22 protein-coding genes and 1 pseudogene are annotated in these 24,316 nt (G+C 67.8%); 12 read left to right on the forward strand and 11 right to left on the reverse strand.

Annotation, left to right across the window (positions count from 1 at the left end):
- Positions 1-26: 26 nt before the first annotated feature.
- A complete protein-coding gene (gene mshC, locus M8859_RS27170; RefSeq protein ID WP_159928638.1) occupies positions 27-1,265 on the forward strand; it encodes a cysteine--1-D-myo-inosityl 2-amino-2-deoxy-alpha-D-glucopyranoside ligase in 1,239 nt (412 codons plus the stop codon).
- Between the two features lie 43 nt (positions 1,266-1,308).
- Positions 1,309-2,388 carry an MBL fold metallo-hydrolase gene (locus tag M8859_RS27175; protein ID WP_249645004.1) on the forward strand — a complete coding sequence of 360 codons (1,080 nt, stop codon included), beginning with the start codon at positions 1,309-1,311 and terminating at the stop codon, positions 2,386-2,388.
- Here the strand turns inward: M8859_RS27175 and fadD11 are convergent.
- The 3 genes and pseudogenes from fadD11 to M8859_RS27190 all read right to left on the reverse strand — a co-directional run bounded on the left by fadD11 (position 2,372) and on the right by M8859_RS27190 (position 5,343).
- A complete protein-coding gene (gene fadD11, locus M8859_RS27180; RefSeq protein ID WP_249645005.1) occupies positions 2,372-4,219 on the reverse strand; it encodes a fatty acid--CoA ligase FadD11 in 1,848 nt (615 codons plus the stop codon). The two genes, M8859_RS27175 and fadD11, sit on opposite strands and share 17 nt — an antisense overlap.
- A 190-nt stretch (positions 4,220-4,409) precedes the next feature.
- A pseudogene (locus M8859_RS27185) lies at positions 4,410-4,703 on the reverse strand (Clp protease/crotonase-like domain-containing protein); the annotation flags it as partial.
- A gap of 37 nt (positions 4,704-4,740) precedes the next feature.
- Positions 4,741-5,343 (reverse strand): TetR family transcriptional regulator, encoded by a 603-nt coding sequence (locus M8859_RS27190; RefSeq protein WP_195071044.1) that lies wholly within the window; start codon positions 5,341-5,343, stop codon positions 4,741-4,743.
- Between the two features lie 202 nt (positions 5,344-5,545).
- Here M8859_RS27190 and M8859_RS27195 point away from each other — a divergent pair, with 202 nt between their 5' ends.
- On the forward strand, positions 5,546-6,094 hold the full coding sequence (locus M8859_RS27195) for a TetR/AcrR family transcriptional regulator (RefSeq protein ID WP_159928646.1): 549 nt from the start codon (positions 5,546-5,548) through the stop codon (positions 6,092-6,094).
- Positions 6,095-6,103: 9 nt separating this feature from the next.
- Here M8859_RS27195 and M8859_RS27200 read toward each other — a convergent pair whose 3' ends face one another.
- The gene (locus M8859_RS27200; RefSeq protein WP_159928648.1) at positions 6,104-7,960 is read right to left on the reverse strand and encodes a Na+/H+ antiporter; all 1,857 of its coding nucleotides are present in this window, start codon (positions 7,958-7,960) and stop codon (positions 6,104-6,106) included.
- 127 nt (positions 7,961-8,087) lie between these two features.
- On the opposite strand from M8859_RS27200, the gene M8859_RS27205 reads away from it, so the two are divergent.
- The 3 genes from M8859_RS27205 to M8859_RS27215 all read left to right on the forward strand — a co-directional run bounded on the left by M8859_RS27205 (position 8,088) and on the right by M8859_RS27215 (position 10,699).
- Entirely contained in the window at positions 8,088-8,990 is a 903-nt protein-coding gene (locus M8859_RS27205; RefSeq protein ID WP_159928650.1) for an alpha/beta fold hydrolase, read from the forward strand.
- An 84-nt stretch (positions 8,991-9,074) separates the two neighbouring features.
- Positions 9,075-10,046, forward strand: a complete 972-nt coding sequence (locus M8859_RS27210) for an enoyl-CoA hydratase/isomerase family protein (protein ID WP_159928652.1) — start codon at positions 9,075-9,077, stop codon at positions 10,044-10,046.
- An 80-nt stretch (positions 10,047-10,126) separates the two neighbouring features.
- Positions 10,127-10,699 (forward strand): TetR/AcrR family transcriptional regulator, encoded by a 573-nt coding sequence (locus M8859_RS27215; protein WP_195071043.1) that lies wholly within the window; start codon positions 10,127-10,129, stop codon positions 10,697-10,699.
- A 55-nt stretch (positions 10,700-10,754) separates the two neighbouring features.
- Here M8859_RS27215 and M8859_RS36980 read toward each other — a convergent pair whose 3' ends face one another.
- Entirely contained in the window at positions 10,755-10,883 is a 129-nt protein-coding gene (locus M8859_RS36980; protein ID WP_255466260.1) for a hypothetical protein, read from the reverse strand.
- Positions 10,884-11,119: 236 nt separating this feature from the next.
- On the opposite strand from M8859_RS36980, the gene M8859_RS27220 reads away from it, so the two are divergent.
- Positions 11,120-11,596, forward strand: coding sequence for a DUF1772 domain-containing protein (locus M8859_RS27220; RefSeq protein WP_159928656.1), 477 nt, complete (start codon positions 11,120-11,122; stop codon positions 11,594-11,596).
- Positions 11,597-11,626: 30 nt separating this feature from the next.
- Positions 11,627-12,025, forward strand: coding sequence for a PPOX class F420-dependent oxidoreductase (locus tag M8859_RS27225; RefSeq protein WP_195071042.1), 399 nt, complete (start codon positions 11,627-11,629; stop codon positions 12,023-12,025).
- 255 nt (positions 12,026-12,280) lie between these two features.
- Here M8859_RS27225 and M8859_RS27230 read toward each other — a convergent pair whose 3' ends face one another.
- The 5 genes from M8859_RS27230 to M8859_RS27250 all read right to left on the reverse strand — a co-directional run bounded on the left by M8859_RS27230 (position 12,281) and on the right by M8859_RS27250 (position 18,274).
- Entirely contained in the window at positions 12,281-14,494 is a 2,214-nt protein-coding gene (locus tag M8859_RS27230; protein WP_249645006.1) for a molybdopterin oxidoreductase family protein, read from the reverse strand.
- Between the two features lie 65 nt (positions 14,495-14,559).
- Positions 14,560-15,129: a GNAT family N-acetyltransferase gene (locus M8859_RS27235; RefSeq protein ID WP_249645007.1), complete on the reverse strand. Its 570-nt coding sequence runs from the start codon at positions 15,127-15,129 to the stop codon at positions 14,560-14,562.
- A gap of 238 nt (positions 15,130-15,367) precedes the next feature.
- Entirely contained in the window at positions 15,368-16,006 is a 639-nt protein-coding gene (yczE, locus tag M8859_RS27240; RefSeq protein ID WP_443678229.1) for a membrane protein YczE, read from the reverse strand.
- A gap of 571 nt (positions 16,007-16,577) precedes the next feature.
- Entirely contained in the window at positions 16,578-17,186 is a 609-nt protein-coding gene (locus M8859_RS27245) for a histidine phosphatase family protein (RefSeq protein WP_249645008.1), read from the reverse strand.
- Between the two features lie 137 nt (positions 17,187-17,323).
- Positions 17,324-18,274, reverse strand: coding sequence for a hypothetical protein (locus tag M8859_RS27250; protein WP_249645009.1), 951 nt, complete (start codon positions 18,272-18,274; stop codon positions 17,324-17,326).
- Positions 18,275-18,810: 536 nt separating this feature from the next.
- On the opposite strand from M8859_RS27250, the gene M8859_RS27255 reads away from it, so the two are divergent.
- The 4 genes from M8859_RS27255 (at position 18,811) to M8859_RS27270 (ending at position 23,177) form a co-directional block, all read left to right on the forward strand.
- The gene (locus tag M8859_RS27255; protein ID WP_308221232.1) at positions 18,811-19,338 is read left to right on the forward strand and encodes a P-loop nucleotide/nucleoside kinase family protein; all 528 of its coding nucleotides are present in this window, start codon (positions 18,811-18,813) and stop codon (positions 19,336-19,338) included.
- A gap of 502 nt (positions 19,339-19,840) precedes the next feature.
- On the forward strand, positions 19,841-20,557 hold the full coding sequence (locus M8859_RS27260; RefSeq protein ID WP_195071036.1) for a metal-dependent hydrolase: 717 nt from the start codon (positions 19,841-19,843) through the stop codon (positions 20,555-20,557).
- A 331-nt stretch (positions 20,558-20,888) separates the two neighbouring features.
- A complete protein-coding gene (locus M8859_RS27265; protein ID WP_249645011.1) occupies positions 20,889-21,887 on the forward strand; it encodes an SMP-30/gluconolactonase/LRE family protein in 999 nt (332 codons plus the stop codon).
- A gap of 39 nt (positions 21,888-21,926) precedes the next feature.
- The gene (locus M8859_RS27270) at positions 21,927-23,177 is read left to right on the forward strand and encodes an esterase/lipase family protein (protein WP_249645012.1); all 1,251 of its coding nucleotides are present in this window, start codon (positions 21,927-21,929) and stop codon (positions 23,175-23,177) included.
- A 43-nt stretch (positions 23,178-23,220) separates the two neighbouring features.
- Here the strand turns inward: M8859_RS27270 and M8859_RS27275 are convergent, their stop codons facing one another.
- On the reverse strand, positions 23,221-24,312 hold the full coding sequence (locus M8859_RS27275) for a hypothetical protein (protein ID WP_159928676.1): 1,092 nt from the start codon (positions 24,310-24,312) through the stop codon (positions 23,221-23,223).
- Positions 24,313-24,316: the final 4 nt, after the last annotated feature.

Here is a 24,316-nt window from a genome sequence, read left to right on the forward strand (position 1 = left end):
TCCACCACACCTTTACCCTCGTAAGCATGCAGTCCTGGTCCGATACCGCCCTCCCGACCGTCCCCGGAGCAGGACCGCCGCTGCGGTTGTACGACACCGCCGACCGTCAGGTGCGCCCGGTCGCCCCCGGCGCCACCGCAACCATGTACGTCTGCGGCATCACCCCCTACGACGCCACCCACCTGGGGCACGCCGCGACCTACCTGACCTTCGACCTGGTCAACCGGCTGTGGCGCGACGCAGGCCACGAGGTGCACTACGTGCAGAACGTCACCGACGTCGATGATCCGCTGTTCGAACGCGCCGCCCGCGACGGCCTGGACTGGCGCGAGCTCGGCGCCTCGGAAACCGATCTGTTCCGCGAGGACATGTCCGCGCTGCGGATCATCCCGCCGCGCGACTACGTCGGCGCCGTCGAATCCGTCGACGAGGTCGTGGAATTCGTGCAGAAACTGCTGGCTTCCGGCGCCGCCTACATCGTCGAGGACGCCGAGTACCCCGATGTCTACTTCCGCGCCGACGCCACCGAACAGTTCGGCTACGAGTCCGGCTACGACCGCGCCACCATGGAACGGCTGTTCGCCGAACGCGGCGGCGACCCCGACCGTCCCGGCAAACGCGACGCCATCGACGCGCTGCTGTGGCGCTCCGCGCGTCCGGGCGAGCCGTCCTGGCCCGCCCCCTTCGGCCCGGGGCGTCCCGGCTGGCACATCGAGTGTTCGGCGATCGCGTTGAACCGCATCGGCCCGGAGTTCGACATCCAGGGCGGCGGCAGTGACCTGATCTACCCCCACCACGAGTACTCCGCCGCTCACGCCGAGTCGCTCATCGCCGGCCGTCGCTTCGCCCGCCACTACGTGCACGCCGGACTGATCGGGCTGGACGGGGAGAAGATGTCGAAGTCCCGCGGCAACCTCGTGCTGGTGTCGGCGCTGCGCCGCGGCGGCGTCGACCCGGCCGCCATCCGCCTCGGCCTGCTGGCCGGCCACTACCGCCAGGACCGGATGTGGACCGATGCCGTGCTCGAACAGGCGCAGCGGCGCCTGACCCTCTGGCGCGAGGCCGCCGCCCGCCCGGCGGGCCCTTCGGCCGCCGACACCGTCGCCCGCCTGCGCCAGCACCTGGCCGACGACCTGGACACCCCCAAAGCGCTCGACGCGATCGACAACTGGGCCCGCCGGGCCCTCGACTACGGTGGCCGCGACACCGACGCGCCCACTCTGATCACCACCGCCGTCGACGCCCTGCTCGGCATCCGGCTGTAGTCGAACGCTTGCCCCATCCTCTCGCGCGTGGTGGGGTACCGGTGTGTGCACGCTTTCCGGCTCGGGCCTGTTCGGTCCCGGCGGCAAACTGGCGACTCTCGCGGCCGGACGATTGCGGCCCGCGGCCGATCCCGCCGATCCACGCACGATCGCGGCACGCACCCGATTCTTCGGCGCCGACACCGTCGATCCCGGCAACGGCGCGCTGCGCACGGACCGGGTCGTGCTGTCCTGGGTGGGCTGCACCACCTACGCCCTGGCCATCGGCGGGGCGGTGTTCCTGCTCGACGCGTGGGTGCCGCGGCTGACCAGCACCGGATACGTTCCGGCCACCCCACAGCAGTTGGTGGATCTGGCGCCCGCGGGGATCTTCATCGGTCACGGCCACTTCGACCACGCCGCCGACGCAGGCCGGATCGCCCAGGCCTGCGGCGCAGGCGTGCACGGCACCGCCGAGCACTGCGCGGCGATCGCCGCACAGGTCACCGACCCGGCGTTCCCGACCGTCCGCCACGGTGACGCCGACACCGCGGTCGGCACCCGACACGACTACACCGTCGGCGCGGTCGAGGTGACCGTTGTCCGGCACCTGCACTCCGCACGCACCCGACCCGATCCCGTGGACGGCTCGCCACGTTTCTTCCCCCGTCCCGAACCGGGCGTGATGCGCACACACCCGCCGACGCTCGCCGGCCTGCTGCAAGGGCTGCCGCGCTTGCGCGACCCCGAGGGCGGGGTGCTGCTGTATCAGTTCCGGGTGCCCGGCTTCGCGCTGGTCTGGCACGACTCGACCGGGCCGCTCACCGAGCGCGCACCTCAGGTGTTCGACGTCCTCGCCGCGCTACCGGCCACCGACGTGCAGATCGGCGCGGTGCAGGGCTACAACCAGATCAGCAACGGCCTGCGCGATCCCCGCACCTACATCCAGGCTCTCACCCCGGCGCTGTTCGTCCCGGCCCATCACGACAACTGGCTGCCCGGCCTCACCGCGAGCGCGGCGCACTACGACGCGCCGCTGCGCACGGAACTGGACAAGATTCCCGCGGCGCGGCGACCGGAACTGCGCGCCCTGCACGATCCCGCCGACTACATCCGCCCGCAGCGCCTCACGTTCCCGCTGTGAGCGCGCCCGCATCACCGACCCGGGATCCTCGCGGCCGCGCTCGGGGTTCGTGCACGGTCTCGGCGAGGGCCTCGGCGTAGAGCAGAGCGATCCGGTCGGCGTATTTGGCCTCGATCGGTCTGCGCCGCAACTTCATCGTCAAGGTCACCTCGTCACCGCCGGGTTCCCAGAAGACCGGCAGCACGGTGAACCGTTTGATCTGCTCGACCCGCGACAAGGTCGCGTTGCCCGCGGCCACCCCGTGCGCGATCTGCGCGATGACACCCGCGTCGGCGGCCAGCGCAGCCGCCGACGCGTCCGGCAGCGCATGCCGGGCGGCATACAGTGCCGCGGTTTCGGCATCGAGCACGATCAACGCCGTGTTGTAGGGGCGCGCGTCCCCGATGGTGGCGATGGCGCCGACGAGCGGGGTGGCGGCCTTGATCGCGTTCTCGATGTTGGCCGGCGACATGTTCTTTCCCGCCGAGTTGATGATCAGCTCGTTCTTGCGGTCGACCACCCGCAGGTAGCCATCGGCGTCGACGGACAGGATGTCGCCGGTGTGCAGCCAGCCCTCGGCATCGAGCGCCTCGGCGGTCTGCTGCGACTGTTTGCGGTATCCCTTCATCACCAGCGGTCCCCGCACCAGGAATTCCCCGTCCTCGGCGATGCGCCACTGCATCCCCGGCAGCATCCGGCCCACCGAGCCCAGCCGCGCCTGCTGTGGCGAACACGCGCTGGCCACGCAGGTCAGCTCGGACATGCCCCAGATCTCGGAGATCGGGATGCCGAGCCCGAAGAAGAACGCGAGGGTCTGCGGGGGAATCGGCGCGGCGCCCGACATCGCCCACTTCAGCTGGTCCAGACCGATCTTCGCGCGCAAACCCGACAAGACCAGTTCGTCGGCCTCCGCCCATTCCTCGGCCAGCGCCGCATCGATCGGCTCCCCGCGCAGTTGCGCGCCGGCCTTGCGCGCCGCCACGCCCAGCGCCCATTCCAGCGCGCCGCGCTTGGTGTCGTCGCGCTCGTCGGCGACGGAGAACTCGATGGCCGCCTTCATCTTCTCCCAGACCCGCGGCACCGCACCCCAGATCGTCGGGTGCACGTCGACCAGCGCGGCGGGCAGCAGTGACCGGTCGGGCACCACGGTGATCTGCGTGCCGTACACCTGTTGCAGATACAGCGAGCAGAACCGGTCGGCCATGTGCGCCGAGGGCAGGTAGGAGGTCTGGCGGTCACCGAACTCGACGGGCAGCACCGCGTGGAACGCGCGCGCCTCGGCCAGCAGATTGGCGTGGGTGATCTCCACGCCCTTCGGGTTGCCGGTGGTGCCGGAGGTGTAGACGAGAGTGAGCACGTCCTCGGGCCGCACCGCCCGCCAGGTCGCCTCGAAGTCGAAATCGGGGCGACCCAGGGCTTTCAGCTCGTCCAGTCCGACCGTCCCGGGAACGGTGGCGTCGATGCAGACGACGGTGTCGACGGTCGCGCCGCAACCGCGGATGCGCTCGAGGTACTGCTGTTCGCAGATCACCACCTTGTTGCCCGCGTTGGCGAACACGTAGTTCAACTGTTCGGGGGAGAGGGTGTTGTACACCGAGAACGAGGTCGCGCCGGTGTGCTGCGCGCCGACCTCCAGGGGATAGAACTCCACCCGGTTGCCCATCATCAACGCCACGGTGTCACCGCGGCCGACGCCCAGCGCGGCCAGCCCCGCCGCGACCGCGCGAACCTGTTCGGCGTACTCGCGCCAAGTGAGTGCCCGCTCGCCGCCGATGGACCGCACGGCCACCGCGTCCGGATCGATCGCCGCGGTGTGTTGGAATGCGGCACAGGACGTGTTCGGTTCGTTCATCGCACACCTCGTTCGGTACATCCCTGTGCACCGGACAGTAGGTGCCCGACCCGCCGCGTGGGAGCGTTTCGACCGATTCCGCACGGTGAGTTCATGCCCACGCGACGGTAAATCCCCTGTCCGGCAACAGGTTCGGCGCGTCGAGAGGCTCGATCGTGACGAGTTCGGCCGCAGGCGCGCTCAGGTGATCGTGTGAGTGACTCGACCACGGTGTGGGCACCGGCAGGGTGAGCACGCGCGCCAACAGTGCCTGCACCTGCTCGACGTACCATCCGGCGCGGTCACCGTGGGCGGCGAGCCAGTCCAGGTCCAGTCCGTTGGAGTAGAACTTGCCACTGGCCGTGGTGACCAGGCCGTGGGCGCCGTCGGCGAGCGCGGTGTCGAGGTGGGCGCCGACCTGTTCGAGGAAGTCGGGGGAGAAGCGGTTCTCCTCGCCGCCGAGATCGAGCACGGCGATCTTGTCGTGGTAGTCGAGCGTGGGCATGGTGGTTCCTTCCGTGAGGGGGTTGCGGATCGGGGGGTCACAGGGGCGGCGGGCCGACGTCGAGGACGGCGCGTACGGCGCTGCGGAGGTACTCCCGCGCGCGGGGATCCGCCAGCCGGTCACGACGCAACAGCACGGCGGTGGGCAGGTCGACCAGGCACAGGGTCATGACGTCGACGGCGTGGCGGTCACCGCGCTGCCACAGCTGACGCGACAACCGCACCAGCAGCTCCACCAGCACCGCGTCGGTCGCCGCCAGGTCGGCGGCGACACCCTCGGGTACATCGCCCAGCAACTCCTCGCGCCGCACGGCGAGCAACAGCCGGGAGGAGTCGGGGTGGCGTTCGGCGAAGAGCGCGGGCGCCTCGGCGGCCGCGACCACCGCCTCGCCGGCGTCGCGACTGGCGAGTGCGTCGGCGACCAGCGCGGTTTGCAGGTCGAGGAACCGGCGCGCGGCGCGCAGCCAGGTGCGGCCGAGCAGCTCCGCGTGGGATCCGAAGGTGTGGTAGATCGCGCCGTTGGAGATGCCGGTGGCGGCCGCGACCGCGCGGGTGGTGACCGCGGCGGGGTCGGAGCGAACGGCCAGTGACTCCGCGGCGTCGAGCACGAGATCAGGATCGTGGATGCGGGGCCGGGGCATGACGACACCATAATAGAGCAATTGCTCTGTTACGTGCCCGGCATCGGATGACCCGAGAGGGCCGGCTATCCACGCAGGTGACAGCTATCGAAGGGTGTGCTGGGGGTACGCATCGGTACTTCCCGAGCTCGGTCCCAGCGACGCTACGATGGGGTACTGTTCGGTCCCTCCCCCCTGACCGAACGAAGAGAACGGCGCGCGTATGTCACGAGTGGTCACCAAGGAGCAGTACTTCGACACCGGCTTGGAAGTGCTCGCCGAACTCGGCTTCAAGGGTCTCAACATCGGCGTGCTGTGCCGGCAGCTCGGCGTCACCAGCGGGTCGTTCTACCACCACTTCGGCAGCTGGCAGGGATTCGTCGACGCCCTGCTCGAGCACTGGGAGAACCGCCAGGTGCGCATCCTGGGCACCATGCCGTTCAACCAGGGCAACCCCGACGACGACATCCGCGCGATGTCCGCCCTGGCCGCCGGGCTGCACCACGCCGCAGAAGCCGCGATCCGCGCCTGGGCGGCCAACGACGAATCGGTCAACCTCGCCCTCAAACGCGTCGACGAATCCCGCAGGCGCACCGTACACAAGGCCGTCAAAGGCGTCGTCGGCGACAACGAGACCGCCGCCGTCGTCACCGCACTGGGTATGGCGATGCTCGTCGGCTACCAGCAGATCGCCGCGGGCGGCGAGGACCTGTCCCTGGATCAGCTGCTGGCCGAATACGCTCGACTGATCTACTCTCACGCCCAACGCTGACCCGCGCGGCTACCCCAGCAGCTCGTCCACGTAGCACCACCGCCACGCCTCGCCCGGCTCCACACTGCGCATCACCGCATGGCCGCTGCCGGCGTAATGCTTGGTGGCGTGATTGCCCGGGGAGGAGTCGCAGCAGGCGATGTGCCCGCACGCCAAGCACATCCGCAGATGCACCCACGCCAGTCCCTCCTCGACGCATTCGGCGCATTCGTCGGGTCCGCCGTGCGCCCGCACCAGCGGCGCGGCACGCAGATGCGCGCACGAGTGCTCGGCCACCGGCGCCGCCAGCGGTTCGGCGCGGTCCTCCTCGGCCTCGTCGTAACGATCGATGATCGACTCCTCGAGATCCAACTGCGCCAGCACGTATTGCAGCACCTCGTAGTCGACCGTGCCCGAATCCCGCACCCGCAACACGGTTTCGCGTTCGGCGTGCAACATCTCCAACCGCAGCCGCCGATACTCTCCGGTAGGCGTCACCATCTCCGACTCCGCCCGCCCGAGCCGCTCCCATGCCGCGTTGGTCTTCCACATCACCCGATCGCGCAACGTCTCAACCACCCCCGGCGGCGTATCGGGCCCGGCCTGCCGCTCGAGCACCGCCAAGCCCGCCGCGGTGGCCTGCTGCATCAAGTTGGCCTTCTGCAACGCGTCCTCGGCGCGGCTGGGACCGCGCAACCGCAACCACCGCACCAGCCACGGCAGCGACGTCCCCTGCACCAGCAGCGTCCCCGCCACCACCACCAGCGCCAGCAGCTTCAGCACCGGCAACTGCGGAGTGTCCTGCGGCAGCAGCAGCACCGCCGCCAGCGTCACCACCCCACGCATCCCCGCCCACGACACCACGACCAGATGCCGCGTCGGCGCCGCACCACCGAGCCCGAGACCTCGCGACAGCAGCGAGGAGCCGAACACCCACACCGGACGGGACAGCACCGCCGCCGCCAGCACCGCCAGCACCGCCAACACCAGGGTGCGATGGTCGAGCCCGCTGTGCCAGGCGCCCTCCACGATCCCGCGCACCTGCAACCCGATCAGGGCGAACACCGCGCTCTCCAGCAGGAACTGGATGGTCCGCCAATTGGTGCGTTCGGCGATCCGCGACGCGGCGCTCTGCCACAGCTGCGCGTTGTGCCCGAGAATCATGCCGCACACGACCACCGCGATCACCCCCGAAGCATGAATCCGCTCGGCGGGCAGATACGCCGCGAACGGCGCGAGAAACGACAGCGAGGTGTCCATCACCGGATCGGTGATCCGCCGCCGCAGCATCGCCAGCACGTAGGCCACGACGACCCCGACCGCCGCGCCGCCACCGGCCGCCAGCAGGAAATCGCCCCCGGCCTCCCACACCGACACCGTGCCCGCCGTCGCGGCCAGCGCCGTCCGCAACGCCACCAGCGCGGTCGCGTCGTTGAACAGCGACTCGTCCTCCAGGATCGTCACGATCCGCCGCGGCATCCCGATCCGGCGCGCCACCGCCGTCGCGGCCACCGCGTCCGGCGGAGCCACCACCGCCCCCACCGCGACCGCCACCGCGAACGGCACCGGCAGCAACCACCACACCACCACCGCCACGACGAACGTCGTGAACAACACCAACCCCACCGACAACAACGCGATCGTGCGCATATTCGCCCGGAAATCCACCAGCGACGTGCGAATCGCGGCGGTATACAGCAAAGGAGGCAGGAAACCGAGCAGAATGATCTCCGGTTCCAGGTGGATCTCCGGCACGAACGGCAGATACGACGCCGCCACCCCGCCCACCGTCAGCACCAACGGTTCGGAGACCCCGAACCGGCGCGCCAGCGCCGCCAACGCGGCCGCCGACGCGACGAGAACAACCAGGCCGATCGCGACATCCACGGTGGAATTCTCGCAGAGCGCACGATCGGCAAACGGACCGCGCGGTAGATGACACGTGCGCGACCCACCGAATGGCTGTGCCCGGGCGCACCCACGCGCCATGCTTGTCCACGAACAGGAGGTAGACATGGAGGAATTCGCGTCCTGGCGGGCGAACGGACGACGCCACACGCACCGCGGCCACCAGATCTTCTGGCGCGACGGAGGCCGAGGCGCCGACGGGACGCTGGTATGCATCCACGGATTTCCCACCGCGTCCTGGGACTGGCATCGGATCTGGCCCGGCCTATGCGAGCGTTTCGCCCGGGTCATCGCCCCGGACATGATCGGTTTCGGCTGGTCGGCGAAACCACGCCACTACGACTACCGCATCGCCGACCAAGCCGACATCCACGAGAACCTGCTGCGCGAACATGGAATCAGCCGATTCCACATCCTCGCCCACGACTACGGCGACACCGTCGCCCAGGAACTGCTGGCGCGCGACAGCGAACGCCGCGCCGCCGGCGACGACTCACTGACGGTCGAATCGGTGTTCCTGCTCAACGGCGGCCTGTTCCCCGAGGCGCACCGCCCACGCCCGGTGCAACGTCTGCTGGCGAGCCCGCTGGGCCCGCTGGTCGGCGTGCTCGGCACCGAACACACCTTCCACCGCAGCCTGGCAGCGGTGTTCGGGCCCGACACCAAACCCACCGACGTCGAACTCCACCAATTCTGGCTGCTGTGGTGCAGCAAGCACGGCAAACGCAACGGCCACAAGCTCGTCGGCTACATGGCCGAGCGCCGCAAGCAACGGCAGCGCTGGGTGGGCGCACTGCAACAGGCGCACGTTCCGGTCCGGTTCGTCGACGGAGCGGCCGACCCCGTCTCCGGCGGCCACATGGCACGCCGCTACCGCGAACTGATCCCCGACCCCGACGTGGTGGAACTGCCGAGAATCGGCCACTACCCGCAGGTGGAAGCACCCGAGCAGACGCTCGCGGCGCTGCTGGAATTCCACACCGACCGAGTGCACAAGCCCACGGCCTGACCGGCCGCCCGAGACGTCGTCCGGACCGGCTCACGGCCGGTCCGGACACCGGGAGCACCATGTAGCGCACCGAAGGAGCCGCCGATGTCCGCCGCCGAACTTCCCCTGGAAACCATCGAACTCGAGCAAACCGGCCGAGTCCTCACCGCACGGGTCGTCGCCCCACCGTGGAATTTCGTGACCCCCGCCGTCGTCCGCGACCTCGACACCCTCACCGCCGCCGTCGACACCGACGACACGATCGGCGCGGTCGTGCTCACCGGGGGACTGCCCGGCCGCTTCCTCACCCACGCCGACCCCGCCGCCCTCGGCGGCATGATCGAACTCCCACACCCCTTCGTCCCCTCCCGCGCCGCCGCCCCGTTCCTGCGCGCCGTCGCGGCCGCGCTGCGCGTACCCGGCGCCACCGGCGTCCTCGAACGCCACGGCGGAGGCCTCGGCGCGGGCCTTGTCTGGGGCTACCGCTGGAAGCGCACCACCTTGCGGATGAACCGCTCCGGCGTCGCCTACCTCGCCGCCGTCAACGGACCCGCACTCGGCGGCGGTCACGAGATCGCCCTGGCCTGCGACCTGCGCTACGCCGCCGACGCCGACCACGTACGCCTCGGCCAGATCGAGACACTGGCCAACCTCATCCCCGGCGGCGGCGCCACCCAACGCCTTACCCGCCTGCTCGGCGCGGCCAAAGCCATCGAGATCACCCTCGAAGGAACGCCCTACACCGCGCAGCAAGCATTGCGCCTCGGCCTGCTCCACCGCGTGCTGCCCGCCGAAGACCTGCTCGCCGAAACGCACGCGACCGCCACGCGACTGGCCGCCCGCAACCCGATCGTCGTCGCCGAACTCAAACGCGCCGTCTACTTCGGCGGCGACAAATCCCTCTCCCGCGGCCTGGACGCCGAACAAGCCGGATTCGTCTCCGTCGGCACCACTGCCGCGGCCGCCCGCACCACCAAAGCCTTCTTCGAAGACCTCGACCGCCTCGACGACACCCCCTTCCTCGCCGACCCACAACCGTGGCTGGACGGCACCCGAGTCGACCAGGTGAGCAAATGACCACCCCCGCCGTACCCGCCACCACTGCGGCGCGATAGATCTAGTAATACTAGATTGCCGAGCGATGCTATTATCAGCCTATGACGCCCCAGACGCGACGAGAACGGGAACGCGCCGAACGGCACCGGCTGATCATCGACACCGCTCGGGAGCTGGCCGAGTCGCAGGGCTGGGACGCGGTGACTGTGCGCAGGCTGGCGGAACGGATCGAATACAGCCAGCCCGTGCTGTATTCGCACTTCGCCGGCAAGGACGAGATCGTCACGGCGGTCGCCGAGGAAGGCATCGCGGAGATGGCCGCGTGGAGCCGCGCGGCGTTGGAGTCCGCGGGCGGAGAGCCGCGCGCGGCGTTGGCGGCGGTGGCGCGGTCCTACCTCGACTTCGCGACCGCGCGGCCCGCGCTCTACGACGCGATGTTCCTGATGAAGGTGAACCTCGCGTTCGGCGAGAATGCCTCCCAGCCGCTGCGGGACGCGTTCGCCGTCATGTTCGCCGCCTTCTCACCGTTCGCGGGGGAGCACGATCCGGAGACCTTCACCGAGGTCGGCTGGAGCGCCCTGCACGGCCTGGCGACCTTGGACCGCGGTGGACGTCTGCGGCCGGCTCAGCGAGACGCCCGCCTGGCGGTTCTGGTCGACCAGTGGACCAAGTAGACCTGCGCCGAGACCGACGGATCTAGCGGCGCTTGCCACGTTCGTCGGTCTCGTCCTACATCCGGCGCGCTTCGAGCGCCCGCAACTCGGTCGACGCCGCCGACCGCCCGCGGCCGCGAACGCGAACGGATTCGAGCCCTTCCGGGGCGCCCTCGCCGATGAGGTCGGCGGTCATGTCGTCCATAGCAGCGATGACGTAGCACCACCTGAGCAACAGCAGACCGAAAGATCCGCCGACGTTCGGTGACCAGCATGCCTGCGACAGCGTCCGCTTCGGCCGGAACGGGCATGTGCAGCTTGCTGACAGCGCGATCCCGCGAGAACGATCGGAAATCTAGCAAGGCTAGACAAATTAGCGGCCGAATGTTACCGTTGCTTCAGTTTCTAACGCTGCTAGAATTTGGAAGGAAGCCGCCGTAAATGCTCATTCTCACCGGCCAGGCCATTGCCGCCGCCGCCGTTCTCTCCAATGCCATCGTCTATGGCACCGACGTCTGCGGGGCCGTGATCACCCGGTCCGTGTACCGCAAGCTCGATGATGCGGCCGTGACCATGAGTGCGGGCTGGGGGCACTATTACGGCGACAAGCGCATGCCGGTTGTCGGTGTGGTCGGTGTGGTCACCGCCGTGCTCACGCTGCTGATCGCGCTGTTGGCCGGACAGCTCGGCGCCGCTGTCGCGGCGGGGATCACCGTGGCGGCACTGCTCACCTGGCTCACCTTCTACGTCCGCATCGCCAAACCGATCAATTCCCAGCAGACCGCCGCTGCGCAGAGCGGCATCATCCCGCCCGATGCCCGCGCACTGCAGGACAAGTGGGACAGCATTCTGAAGTACCGGGTCACCCTGCAGTTCATCGCCATCGCTGGACTGTGCGCCGCGCTGATTCTGTTCTGATCTCATCGAAATCACCGAGGAGTAACCGACATGACCTTCACCAGCAACGAACAGCAGTTTCTCGCCGAGGCCGGGATCGGCCGCCTGGCCACGGTATCGCCCGACGGCGTCGTGCAGAACAACCCGACCAGCTATCGGGTGAACGCCGACGGCACGATCGACATCGGAGGCATGCGAATGCGTGCCAGTCGAAAGTACCGCAACGTCGAGGCGGGCAGCCGGGTGTCGTTCGTGGTCGACCAACAGGTGTCATTGGAGCCATACGTGATCCGCGGCATCGAGATACGCGGCACGGCCGAGGCGCTCGATGACGAGGAGCCACCGTTCCCACCGCAGGAACGCACGGTCATCCGCATTCACCCCGAACGGGTCATCTCCTGGGGCATCGACGGCGGATCCTTCGACTTCACCAGTCGCCGCGCCGAGTAATCAGGCCTCGCAGGCAGTTCCACGAGAAAGGCCGTCACCGACCGTCCGGTGATGAGCGGAATGGACCGCCGCAGCGAACGCGACCGGGCACCACGACATCGGTACCCGGTCGCAGGTACCCTTCCCGACCAGCACGGCCGCACACGCTGACCACACGTCAGCCGCCCCCGTAGGCGGGAAATCCGGCTTCGGCCATCGAATCACAGCGCACAGTGAAAAGCGGCAACCCAGGCAAGACGGCACACGCTGCAACCGTCAAGCAGTCGGCGCGGGCTCGCGCTCACCAACCTCGAGGCGCTCATCGGAATCGACAGCCGCCCTGGTCACCGTCACCCAGGTATTGTTTACCGCCGCAGTCCCCGAAAACGTATCCGTCAACGCCGGATCGTGCAGCAAATTCACATTCGCCCCCGGCAACGACGCCGCCACCGTCCACCCGACACCCGGCTCCTGATGCCCCCACCCGTGCGGAATCGCCACCGTCCCCGCCCGGATATCGTCACTGACCTCCAACGGCACCACGATCGATCCGGTCCGCGAACGCACCGTCACCGGCTCACCATCGCGCAACCCCCGCACCGCGGCGTCCTCCGGGTGCATCAGCGCCGTGCAACGATCCCGCCCCTTCACCATCGACGGCACATTGTGCAGCCACGAATTGTTGCTGCGCAGATGACGGCGACCGATCAACTTCAAGTCATAACCATCGACCGGCGCGGTCAACGCCTTTCCTCGCTGCGCGTCGGCGAGCACATCACGCGCGGCCGACACGAAATCGTCCGGCGCCAAATGAACCTTCCGATCCTTGGTGCCCAGCAGCTCACGCAACCGCGGCCGCAACGGCCCCAGATCGATACCGCCGCCCGCCGCCCGCGCCTTACCCACGGTCAAGCCCTTGTGGCCCCGCCGCAACACCCCATACGGCCCCGCAGCCACCCCGAGCGAGGCGATCCGAACCGGACTGACCCGATCGAACAACCCATTGAGCACCCGCGCGGCGAACCGGCGCGCAGGCAGCGGCGCCACCTCGGTGATCAACCGCGCCATGATCTGCCAATCCTCCAACCCGCCTGCGGGCGGCTCGAACACCCGCGCGTCGAAACGCAGATTGTTGCGCACACTGAACATCGGGAACAGGATATTGACGTCCTCCCGCTCCAACGGCGAAATAGGAGGCAGGATGATATCCGCGTGCCGCGTCGTCTCCGTGACGTACATGTCCACGGCCACATAGAAATCCAGCGAATCCAGCGCCGCCCCCAACCGCCCGCGCTGCGGCGTCGACAACACCGGATTGCCCGCATACGTGATCATCGCGCGGATCCGGCCCGGCCCCTCGGTCAGCATCTCCTCCGCCAACGCCGCCACCGGCAACTCCGAACGGAACGACTTGTAGGTCCCCGAACGATCCGTCCACGCCCCGTACCCCATCGGCAGATACTTCCCGTACCGTGGCGCATCGATCGGCGGCGTGGCGAACATCTGACCACCCGCCCGATCCAGATTCCCCGTCACCGCGTTGATCGTGTTCACCAACCAATGCGTCAACGTACCGGTCACCTGCTGACACACCCCGATTCGCGCATACAGCACCGCCGAGGTCGCCGCCGCGTGCTCCCGGGCCAGCCCACGAATCGTCTCCGCGTCCACCCCCGCGTACACCGCCATCTTCTCCGGGGACGCCTCGGCCACCAGCGCACCCACCTGCTCCCAGCCGGTGCTCGACCCACGAATCGCCTTCTCGTCACACAAATTCTCGGCGACCAGCACATGCAGCATCGCCAGCAGCAGATACACATCACCACCCGGAGCCACCGCGACGTGCTGATCGGCCAGCCGCGCCGTCTCCGTGCGCCGCGGGTCGATCACCACGACCTTCCCGCCGCGCTGCCGCACATCCCGAATCCGCTGCTTCGCGTTGGGCATGGTGGTCACCGACCCGTTGGACACCGCGGGATTCGCCCCCAGGATCACCAGCCGCTCGGTCCGATCGATATCGGTCACCGGCATCAGCACATTCGAGCCGAACATCCGCCAGGCGACGAACTCCTGCGGGAACTGGTCGATCGAGGACGCCGAGAAGAAATTCCGGGTCAGCAACACCGCACGCAGCAGCCCCGCGTACAGCACCGACGAGCTGTGCGCGGCCGGATTACCGAGATACATGCCGATCGCGCTGTTCCCGTGCTCACGACGCACCTTCCGCAGCCGCTGCCCGATCTCCAGGAAGGCCTCGTCCCATCCGATCGGCTCGAACGACGAGCCCACTCGCCGCACCGGCGTACGCAGCCGATCCGGATCATGGTGCAACCCGCCCATCGCCGTCGCCTTGGGGCAGATATACCCCTTCGACAACACGTCCTGCGGATTACCCTCGATCCGCGTCACCTGGTCGCCGGAGACCGTCACGAGGATTCCGCAGTGCGCTTCACACAAGGTGCACTGCCGGGCGATGGTGGTAGCACTCATGAATTTCACCTTCTGCCGGATCGCTGCCCACAGACTATCTGGGACAGTACGTTCCGTACAGGGATCTACGTCGCGCGGACGCGCGCATGCACATGCATGTCGTGCCACCCGTCAGCGTGCAATCCGGCGCTGCGCCTAACACTTTCCGCCGCGAACCCCGCCTTCACCGCCGCACGACACGACGGCAGATTGCGCACCGAGTGCAGCACCTCCAGCCGATGGAAACCGACCTCGAATGCCCAGCGAGAGACCGTCTCGACCGCCGCAGGCGTCACCCCGCGCCCACGCCACGCCGGCGCAGTCCAATACGCCAGTTCAGCCAAGCCCTCCGGCGGCGACATCTTCCGCAACCCGATCCGGGCCACGACCACATCATCGACGACGACCGCCCACTGCGGACCGTCCCCGTTCGTCCACCCCGCCCGCCAGCGCGCGATCAGCTCCCGAGCCTCGACTTCGGAGACCACATCGCGAACATGCCAGCGTTGAATGTCCGGATCTCGGTAAACCGCGTGCACCACGGCCGCGTCGGCATCAACCCACGGCCGCAACAGCAGCGTCTCACTCCTCAACGTGGGTTGGATTCTCGCGGCGAACACTTCGGCGGGCACCACGTCGGGCAGCAGAGCGGACACACCCGAATTGTCCCCGGACATGCCGCCGATCGCCACGAATTATCAGCGCCAGGGGACAGGCATGCCGATCGAAGGCGGTGACCGATTGCACTCCCTCGCAAGCGATTCGATGTCACCTGGAACGAAATGCAGCACTGATCCGACCGGACTGAGACTTCTCCGAGCGACCAACTTCGTCACTGTGACGATAGCGAATCCACCAGCGCGGGACCGAACCGATAGGGGAGTCAGCAACCGATCACACCGCGGGGGCCACACCGACAACAGGTTCCAGCTCCGGCTCCGACGGCGCGAAGCCCGGCAGGAAGCCGTTCACGGCGGGACTCATCAGGTGAATCAGCGGGCCGATCCCGAAGGCGTACACCAGCGTTCCGATGCCGACGCTGCCGCCGAGGATCAAGCCCGTCGCCAACACTGTCACCTCGATCGCCGTGCGTACCACCCACACCGATCGACCCGTTCGCCGGACCAGTCCAGTCATCAGTCCATCCCGCGGTCCCGGCCCCATACCTGCGCCGATGTACAACACGCTCGCCACCGCATTCAGCACCACAGCCGCAACCATGGCGCCGGCCCGCACCGCGAGCAGATCCCACGACGGCAACCACGCGAGCCCGGCATCGACCGACAAGGCGATCACCACGACATTGGTCACCGTGCCCAAACCCGGCATCTGCCGCAGTGGAATCCAGGCCACCAGCACCACGACACCGGTAACCGCCGTCACGGCACCGAAACCGATCGACACGTGCCGCGCCACCCCTTGATGGAACACATCCCACGGATCCAACCCGAGCCCGGCCCGCACCATCACCGCCATCGAGAACCCGTACAACCACAATCCGACGCACAACGCGACCAACCGACGAACCAGCACCGACTCAGGGTGCCGCGAACTGGACACCACATCCAGGGCCAATCACCGATCACTGGACCTACCACCGACAGCCACCGCACGCGGCAGCGAGCGAGAACGCCACGAGCATCGTCACTGTGACGTTTACATGCGACCGACAACTAACGCCAGAGAGGTCACTCTAGGGAAAACGCAAGATTCACCAAGCAAGCCGATAATCACCGGAAAATTTCCACCAAGCGGACAAAGGGGCCAAGTGGGACCAATCGTCGAGCGCGAACATCCGGCCGCTCGAGACTCCGAGGGCGGATCCCAGCTGGGGCGTAGGAGCCAAAGGCGTGACACAGCAAGGACATACCGCAGACAACCGCTCTCGCAACCTGCGCCGGATTTGCGCCGATAATCAACATTATGTCAACTAAAGGTTCTCGGCTCACCGCCCCGAGCCTGCTTCCGGCCTGGGGCGCCGAACACGGACGTGGCCAGTTGCTCGACGCCCTCACCACCTTTCTCGATGAGTGAATCGAGTGGTGCGAGGACCAGCATCCCTCCCGGCGCAGGGTCTTCCGGCGACCTCGAACCCTACCCCGTCCTACCTCAAGTGAGACGTATCGGCGAGACCGAGCACCGCACGGTTGCGCCAGTAATCGTCATGCCGCAGGTGGGTGATCGCGCCGGGCACGGTCGCGAAGGAGGCGAAACCGGCCGCCTCGACCGGGATCCTCATCCATGTGGTGATGACGAATGTCAGCGCGTAACCGTGCGTGACGACGATGTGGTCATGATCGGTGTCGGCCATCAACTCACGCACACACTCACCCACTCGGGTCGCGACCTCACGCCGCGTCTCCGCCTCACGGATGGGACCACGGTGGTCGAGCCGATCGTGGTCGGGTGCGGGCACCTGCCGTTGCGCGAGCCACGCATTCGGTCGGCCGTTCGCATGCCCGAAGCTGATCTCCCGCAACCGCCGATCCGCCGCAACCGGAACAGAGAGTGCCGTGGCGAGAATCCCCGCCGTCTCGGTACAACGAGCGAGGTCGGACGTCGTGATCCGCACCGGCCGCAACGCACCCGCACACCGGCGCGCCAACTCCTCGGCGACAAGGCCGGCGTCACGCCGACCGCGCGCCGTCAGCTTCGAGTCGTACCACCCGCCGACGAGATCACTCTCGGTGTGCTTCGCGTGCGGGTGACTCACTATGTAGAGGTCCTGCAAGCCTCTCCCCCTATTCGCACGCCCGGCGATTTCCAGCGCTCCACCCTATCGGCGTGAGAACGAACCGCTCGGCGCCGGGCCCAACCCCGGAAACATGGCCTGGCGCCGAGGCAGTCGGCTCACGCCAGGGTGTCCGCCAGTTCCGCGTGCAGGTCGAACAAGTCCGGGATCTGGTCGGCTGGGCGGCGGCCCATGCCGCACTCGGTGGCGATGCCGAACTCGGGGACCGAGTGGCGGGCAGCTTCGATGCGCTGGAGTGCGCCCGCCCGGCCGTCGGTGGCGTGGACCAGGCCGAGGTACAGATCCGTCTCAGGCGGAAGGACCAGATCTGCGAGGGGTTCGAAATAGGCGGCGTCGGTGCGCGAACGCGGGACCGGCAGATGGATCCAGTTCACCGGACGCTCCAGCCCGGCCAGGACGCGACCGGCGACGGCGGCGAGCCGGCCGGTGTCGGCGGGTTCGGCGAAGTGACGGTGACCGAAATCGCCGTAGCAGAGGTGGTAGCCGAGCTCGACCGACTCGGGCACCGCGGTGCCCAGCCGGATGAGGCGCTCCCCCACTGCCTCGAGCTGCGTCGGATAGTCGTCCCCGAACCAAGACGGAAAGATGCCCTCGAAGATGGCGAACTCGACGGCGCAATCCCACTGCACCGCAAGGTCCTCCGCCGGGATCGCGGCACAGATGGTGTCCAGCTCGTCGAGCAGACGCGCCTCGTATCGGCGCTCCAACTCCCCCTGCGGACCCGCGACGAAGGCCCCGATCACCGCGATCGGCGTCGGCAGACTGACCTGGAACCGGACCCGCGCCGGAATCGTGCCCTCCGCACGCAGCTGCCGGAACACCTGCCAGGACTCGAGGGCGGCCTCCGCGTAACCCAACGGGCCGAAGTCGACCGACGCCGCGTCCCCGCCGGGCTTGGGTTGCACTCGTTCGCTGGGCCCGTATTCCGGGCTCGGCGGTGGCACGGTTTCCAGGTCCGGATTCGCTTGCATCTTGGGCAGTTGCCACACCACCCAGTTGTCCCGCACTCCGGTCTCACCGTCCGGAATGCGCTTCACGTGCGACCCCATGCGCCGTGCTGCCTCTGAGAAGACCGTGCGCGCATCCGCCAGAGGAACGCTGCCGCACAGATGGACTCCGCGACCCTTACCCACCGCAACCTCCCACATATCCCTACCGCTGTTCCAGCCGATCTGGTCGAAACCAGAGAGTTGCCAGGCGTCTCAACGACATTCGCCTTCGCACTCGGCAATCGATCGGTTCGCGCTACGCGATGCAGCGTAGGCGCGCACTACGAACTGGAATCCCCACAATTGGGAAATACCTAGCGACCAGTTCACTGGCAGGTCTCGCGCACCGGGCCCGAAAACATCCGCTCCTCGGCCGCACGATCGAACACACTTGCCGTTCCCGCCGGTCGACTACAAGAATCACGCCATGACGGTCGAGGACAAGCCCCGCAGACGGTATGCCGGCGCTTCCGCCGACGCCATCGCGGACGCACTCGACCGGATCGGTGCGGAGTCTCGACCAGCTACTCCACGCCATCCGCTGACCCGGTGCCCGCGGGCCACTCTGGAGGTTTCGTCACATCTGCGAACTACTCATTCTCGTCAACGGACTGCCCGGCTCAGGGAAGAGCACGTTGGCCCCGACACTGGCGCGAGAACTCGGCGCGCACCTGCTCACCAAGGACGTCATCAAAGAGGCACTCGGCTCCGGGCTCGACGGCGCTGCCGTTCTACCGAACATCGGCGCGATAGCGATGGAGGCCGCGTGGACGCTCGCCGCCGCCCTCCCCGGCGTGGTCCTGGTCGACTCTTGGTGGTTCAAACCCCGTGACACGCGGTACGCCGCGGACGGCATCGCGACTTCCGGGGCGACACGAGCCGTCGAGGTCTGGTGCTCGGTTCTGCCGGAACTCGCACGCGCCCGCTACCGTGGCCGTACCCGCGCTGCGCTGTACCACGACGACGCCCACCTCGCGCACGACTGGGACCGCTGGGCGCGGCTGGCCGAACCTCTCGCGCTCACCCCGGTCGTGACCGTCGACACCACCGCGCCGGTCGACTGCCTCGAGCTGGCGCGGCAGGTGATGGCTGCGGCGACAGTTGCCATCGGCGACGTCCTCTAGCACCGAATTACTCGACGGGCACTGGTGCGCGCCCTTGCGCGGAGAAGAATAGGTCCCCGGCGCCAATGGACGGCCCGCAAATGGCCGCCCACCGTGGTCCGCATCCGATCAGCGATTCGGGATCTGTCCCCTCGTCTGCTCCAGGTGCCGCAACTGCGCGCTACTTCTTGGCCTCTGTGCTTTTCGAGCTGTAGAGGATTGGAAGGTGACGTTGCTTTGGGAAGATATATGTATATATACGCACATGAACGTATCGCAATCATTGGGATGGTGCGCTTCAAGCGAAACAGAATCCGGCGGCATCGAACGATCAGCGAGCCCCTCGCCGCCACTATTCCGACCGTCCGCGCAACACCTTTCGAGCGACCGTGCCCATAGACAGCACTCCCCTACCCCGTCACAGGCCAGGCCCGACATCGAGCGATCAAGATCATCTCGACTCGAGCCTCCCCTACGCAACGGCATTCGCGTGCCGATAGCAAGCTGAACTAACGTTCGAGTGGTGCTTGGACATTCACATGCGACCAGTGGCGCGCTGGCCTGGTCGGCGGCGGCAGCGACGCTGCCGGTGACGATCTTGACCTTTCCGGCTCTGCAGGATGCGACGGGACGTCTCGGCACGGTCGATCTGTTGCTGGGGGTCTTTCTTACTGCCGGGGCCGCGCTGCTGCCCGATGCGGACCACCCCCAAGGGACGATCTCGCACACACTGGGCCCGATCACGCACACCGCTTGCCGGCTCATCTCCTGGGTCGCAGGCGGGCACCGCGGCGCCACACACTCGTTGGCATTCGTCGCCGCTGTCGCGTACGGCACGTGGGCGGGCGAGCATTGGCTCGGACGGTGGTTCACCCTCGGCTTGGTCTTCTTCCTGCTGGCCCTGGCAGTGCGCGCGCTGCATCTGTGCCCGTCCGGCAACAACTTCAAGGCATGGGGGCCGATCATCGTGCTCGCCAGCGCGGGCACATTCGTCATGGAGCATTGGATCGCCGACAAGCCGGTCTGGCTTCCGTTCGCGGTCGGACTGGGCGCGCTTGCCCACCTGATCGGCGACTGCCTCACCGATCGCGGCTGCCGCCTGTTCTGGCCCTTCGATCTCCGAGTCAGCTTCCCGATCATCGATCGCACCGGCAACAAATTCGAAACCTTCGTCGTCGCACCGCTGTTCACGCTCGGCACACTGGCCATTCTCTGGTACACCATCACTCACCAACCCTGACACCACACCCTGCCGACCGGCTCCTACCGGCCGTGGTGACACGCCCGCGGCCGATCAAACGCGAAACCAACTGCTTCGCACAGAACACCACCGATCGCACTACCGGCTCCCTGACGTCTTTGCTGTTTCAGTGTGCGTGCCTGGGGTTGAGCGATGACAGAACGAACTTATATTGTTAGATGCGTATATCTACGTAAGACAATATATAGTTCCGTGACGCTCGGAGGCCGGGACGTCCCTTCCTCTTCATTCCCTGCCGACCTGGAGTGGCGGTCGCCTACCCGATGCCTTTCTCACTGGAACTCCACACTCCCCCGGATAGCCTGATGCCATGCTCGCCTCGACAATGCGGCCGCAGCGCTGGACGCCGCCGCCCTCCCCTGCTCGGGCACGCCAAACCCGCAGCACGCCACCGCTTCCCCAGCTCCGGCGCCTCGAGTTGCCCGGCAAAGGCCCGGAGGACGTCGTACTCTCCCCCGACGGCAGGATCATCGCGGGCATCCAAGGTGGCGCCGTTCTCAGCATCGATCCGGCGACCGGCGAGGTACGTGAACTCGCGAACACCGGCGGCCGCCCGCTCGGCCTGCACGCCGACGCCGATGGGCGCGTGCTGATCTGCGATGTCGAGCGTGGACTGCTCGAGCTGGATACCGAGGGCCGGCTGACCGTGCTGGTCGACGAGATCGATGGAGAGCGGCTGCGATTCGCCAGCAACGTCGTTCGCGACACCGACGGGACGATCTATTTCTCGGCGTCCTCGCGCCGGTACACGCTCGATGAGTACATGGGTGACATTCTCGAGCACTCCGGCACCGGCCGACTGTTCCGCCGGGATCCCGCGGGCAAGGTGGAGACGCTGATCGACGATCTCCAGTTCGCGAACGGCGTCGTGCTGGCACCCGATCGCTCCAGTGTGGTCGTCGCGGAGACCGGCGGTTACCGGCTGACGCGTTATCGGCTGACCGGCCCGAAGGCGGGCACGCGGGAACGGCTGATCGAGAACCTGCCCGGGTTCCCTGACAACCTGGGCCTCGGTAGCGACGGCCTGATCTGGATCACCCTTCCTTCGCCCCGCAATCCGCTACTGGATCGCCTTCTCCCGCTGCCGGGGATTCTGCGGCGCGTCGTGTGGACGCTGCCGGAGTGGGCACAGCCGGAGCCGGCGCGGACGGTGTGGGTGATGGCGGTCGATTTCGACGGTGAAGTAGTGCACGACCTTCAGGTCGAAGGCACCGCCTATTCGATGGTGACCGGCGTGGTCGAGCAGGACGGCGTGCTGTATCTGGGCAGCCTCACCGAATCGGCGGTGGCCGTGTCGCGGGTGCCATAGGGTCCCACAAATTTCAGTGCACACTTGTACACTAAGCGCATGACGGAGGATGCACGCCAACGGCAAGCGGAGGTCCGGGCGCTGGCTCGCCTCGCTGGTGACGAACTCAGCGGCGCGGTCGACGGTATCGCGGCCGTGCACCGAGCGATCGCGCAGCGGGTGTTCACCGCGGTGCGCTGGGGCGTTGGGCCGGCGGCTGCTCCGGTCCAGCTGATGCACGATGTGATCGCCGAGGGCGTCTACCGCGTCGTCAGCGGATCGGCGGTGGCGGCGGGCAGGGTCGCGGAAAGAACCGCGGATCTGCCCGGCGTCGCGCCGTCGCGCACGGTGTACGGGGCGGGGTTTCTCGCCGCGCTGCAGGGTTTGATCGGTGACGAACTCGAGCAGGCCCGCCCGATTCTGGCGGGGCCGATGACGTTCCGTGTCGACGGCGCTCCCGTGCGCGCCGAGCTGGTCGGCGCGCGGGTCCGGCGGCCCGGTGCGCATGTCGTGGTCTTCCTGCACGGGTTGGTGGAGACCGAGCACGCATGGCGCTTGGGCGGCGGACCGACCTATGCCGAGCGACTGGAGGCGGACGCGGGTTGTACGGCGCTGTATGTCCGGTACAACTCCGGTCTGCACATCTCGGACAACGCTGGGCAGTTCAGCGCATTGATGCTGTGTCTGGTCGAGCACTGGCCGGTGCCGATCGAGCGGATCTCGCTGGTGGGTCATTCGATGGGCGGGTTGGTCGCCCGGGGCGCGTGCTTCGAGGCGGGTGAGGCCGGGTTGGCGTGGGTGCGGCTGGTACGACAGGTGGTGTGCCTTGGTTCACCTCATCTCGGTGCACCGCTGGAGCAGTTCGTGCACTATGCGTCCGCGGCGCTGGTGCGGTTGCCCGAGACCCGTCCGTTCGGGCGTCTGTTGCGTCGTCGCAGCGCGGGCATCCGGGATCTGCGAGATGGCTCTCTGGTGGACGACGATTGGCGTGACCTGGATGCCGACGCGCTGCGTCGCCGGGCGATCCGGGAGGTTCCGCTGCTGGTGGGTGCGGATCACTATTTCGTCACCGCTGCCGTCACGCGCAGTCCGCGGCATCCGCTGGGCCGTGTGATCGGTGACGGGCTGGTGCTCACGTCGAGCGGCTCGGGGCGTAACCGCGCCCGCCGCATCGGTTTCGACGTCGAGAACGGCCTGCATCTCGCGTCGGCGCACCACTTCGCGTTGCTCAATCACGAGGGGGTCTACCGCGCGCTGCGCGGCTGGTTGACACCGGAACCGGCCGTGGTCCGCGACCGAGTCGGCGGCTGAGTTGCCGTAGGCGGGACAGGGCGACTCTGCCCCGCCGGTGGGCTCAGAGGAGGTCTTCGGGGTCCGCGTCGGCTTCGAGGCGCACTTCTTCGGCGAAGCGGGTTTCGGGGTCGTCGTGGTCGTTGTGGGCGGCGTAGAGGAGCAGGCAGCCGCGGATACCGTCGAGGAGGTCCTCCAATAGGTCGAGCGCGGGACGGGCGGGGTCGAGGCGGCTGATGCGGAAGCTGGTGAGCATTGCCTCGCGGGTGTCGGCGTCGACGCCGAATCGGTGGGCTTGCGCTTCGATTTCCGCGACGCGAGCCACGAGGCTCCACGGTGCGGGGACGCGGCCTTCGTGCACGGCCATTGCTTCGGCGATGAGGTCGAGGACGACTTCGGTGGGGGTGTCGCCCGCGGCGAGGCGTTCGAGTACGAGGGTGGGTGTCTCGACTTGGAGCGCTTCGATGTCGTCGGCTTCGGCGACGACATCGGTGGTGTGGACGCCTGCGGCCTCTCCGGCGACTTCGGCGGCGGCGTAGAGCCAGTGGGCCGCGGCGACGGAGGCGGAGGCGGGGTCGAGTTCGGTGAACAGTTCGATGCTGCCGAGCGGGTCGGTGCGCAGGAGGGCGTCGGCGGCGTGGACTTGTGCCGGGGATACGTCGGGGCGGGACAGTTCGACGGCTTGGCGGGCGCGGCCGGAGAGGTCGCCGCGTTCGGCGGATTCGATCGCTTCCTGTTCGGTGCGTACCTCGGCGGCGACGGTGTCGCGCAGGGCGTCGTCGTCGATGTCGTGCAGGGTGCGTCCGATGCGGTGGGCGGATTCGACCACGCCGCTGTAGGAGACGAGCAGTCCTTCGTCGGTGGGCAGGTTGGGGCTGCGGAGTCCAGCTTCCACTTCTTTGAAGTTCCTGCGTTCTTCGGCGCGCCGCCATGCTTCGCTGTTGGGGACGTCGGGGTCGCCTGCGGCGCTGGCCGGATGGGTGTAGGTGCGCCATTGGAATCGCGAGAGGGTGGTGAGGTTCGACGCCAGATCGGTTGCCTGGTCCGTGGTCACCTGCGGGGGCAGTGTGGCCACCGTCTGGGCGAGGTCGCCTCGTCCGGTCGCCCAGATGGCGACGAGGGCGGCGCGGTCGGCGTCGAATGCGTATCTGGTCACCTGG

This window comes from Nocardia sputi (genome assembly GCF_023501985.1).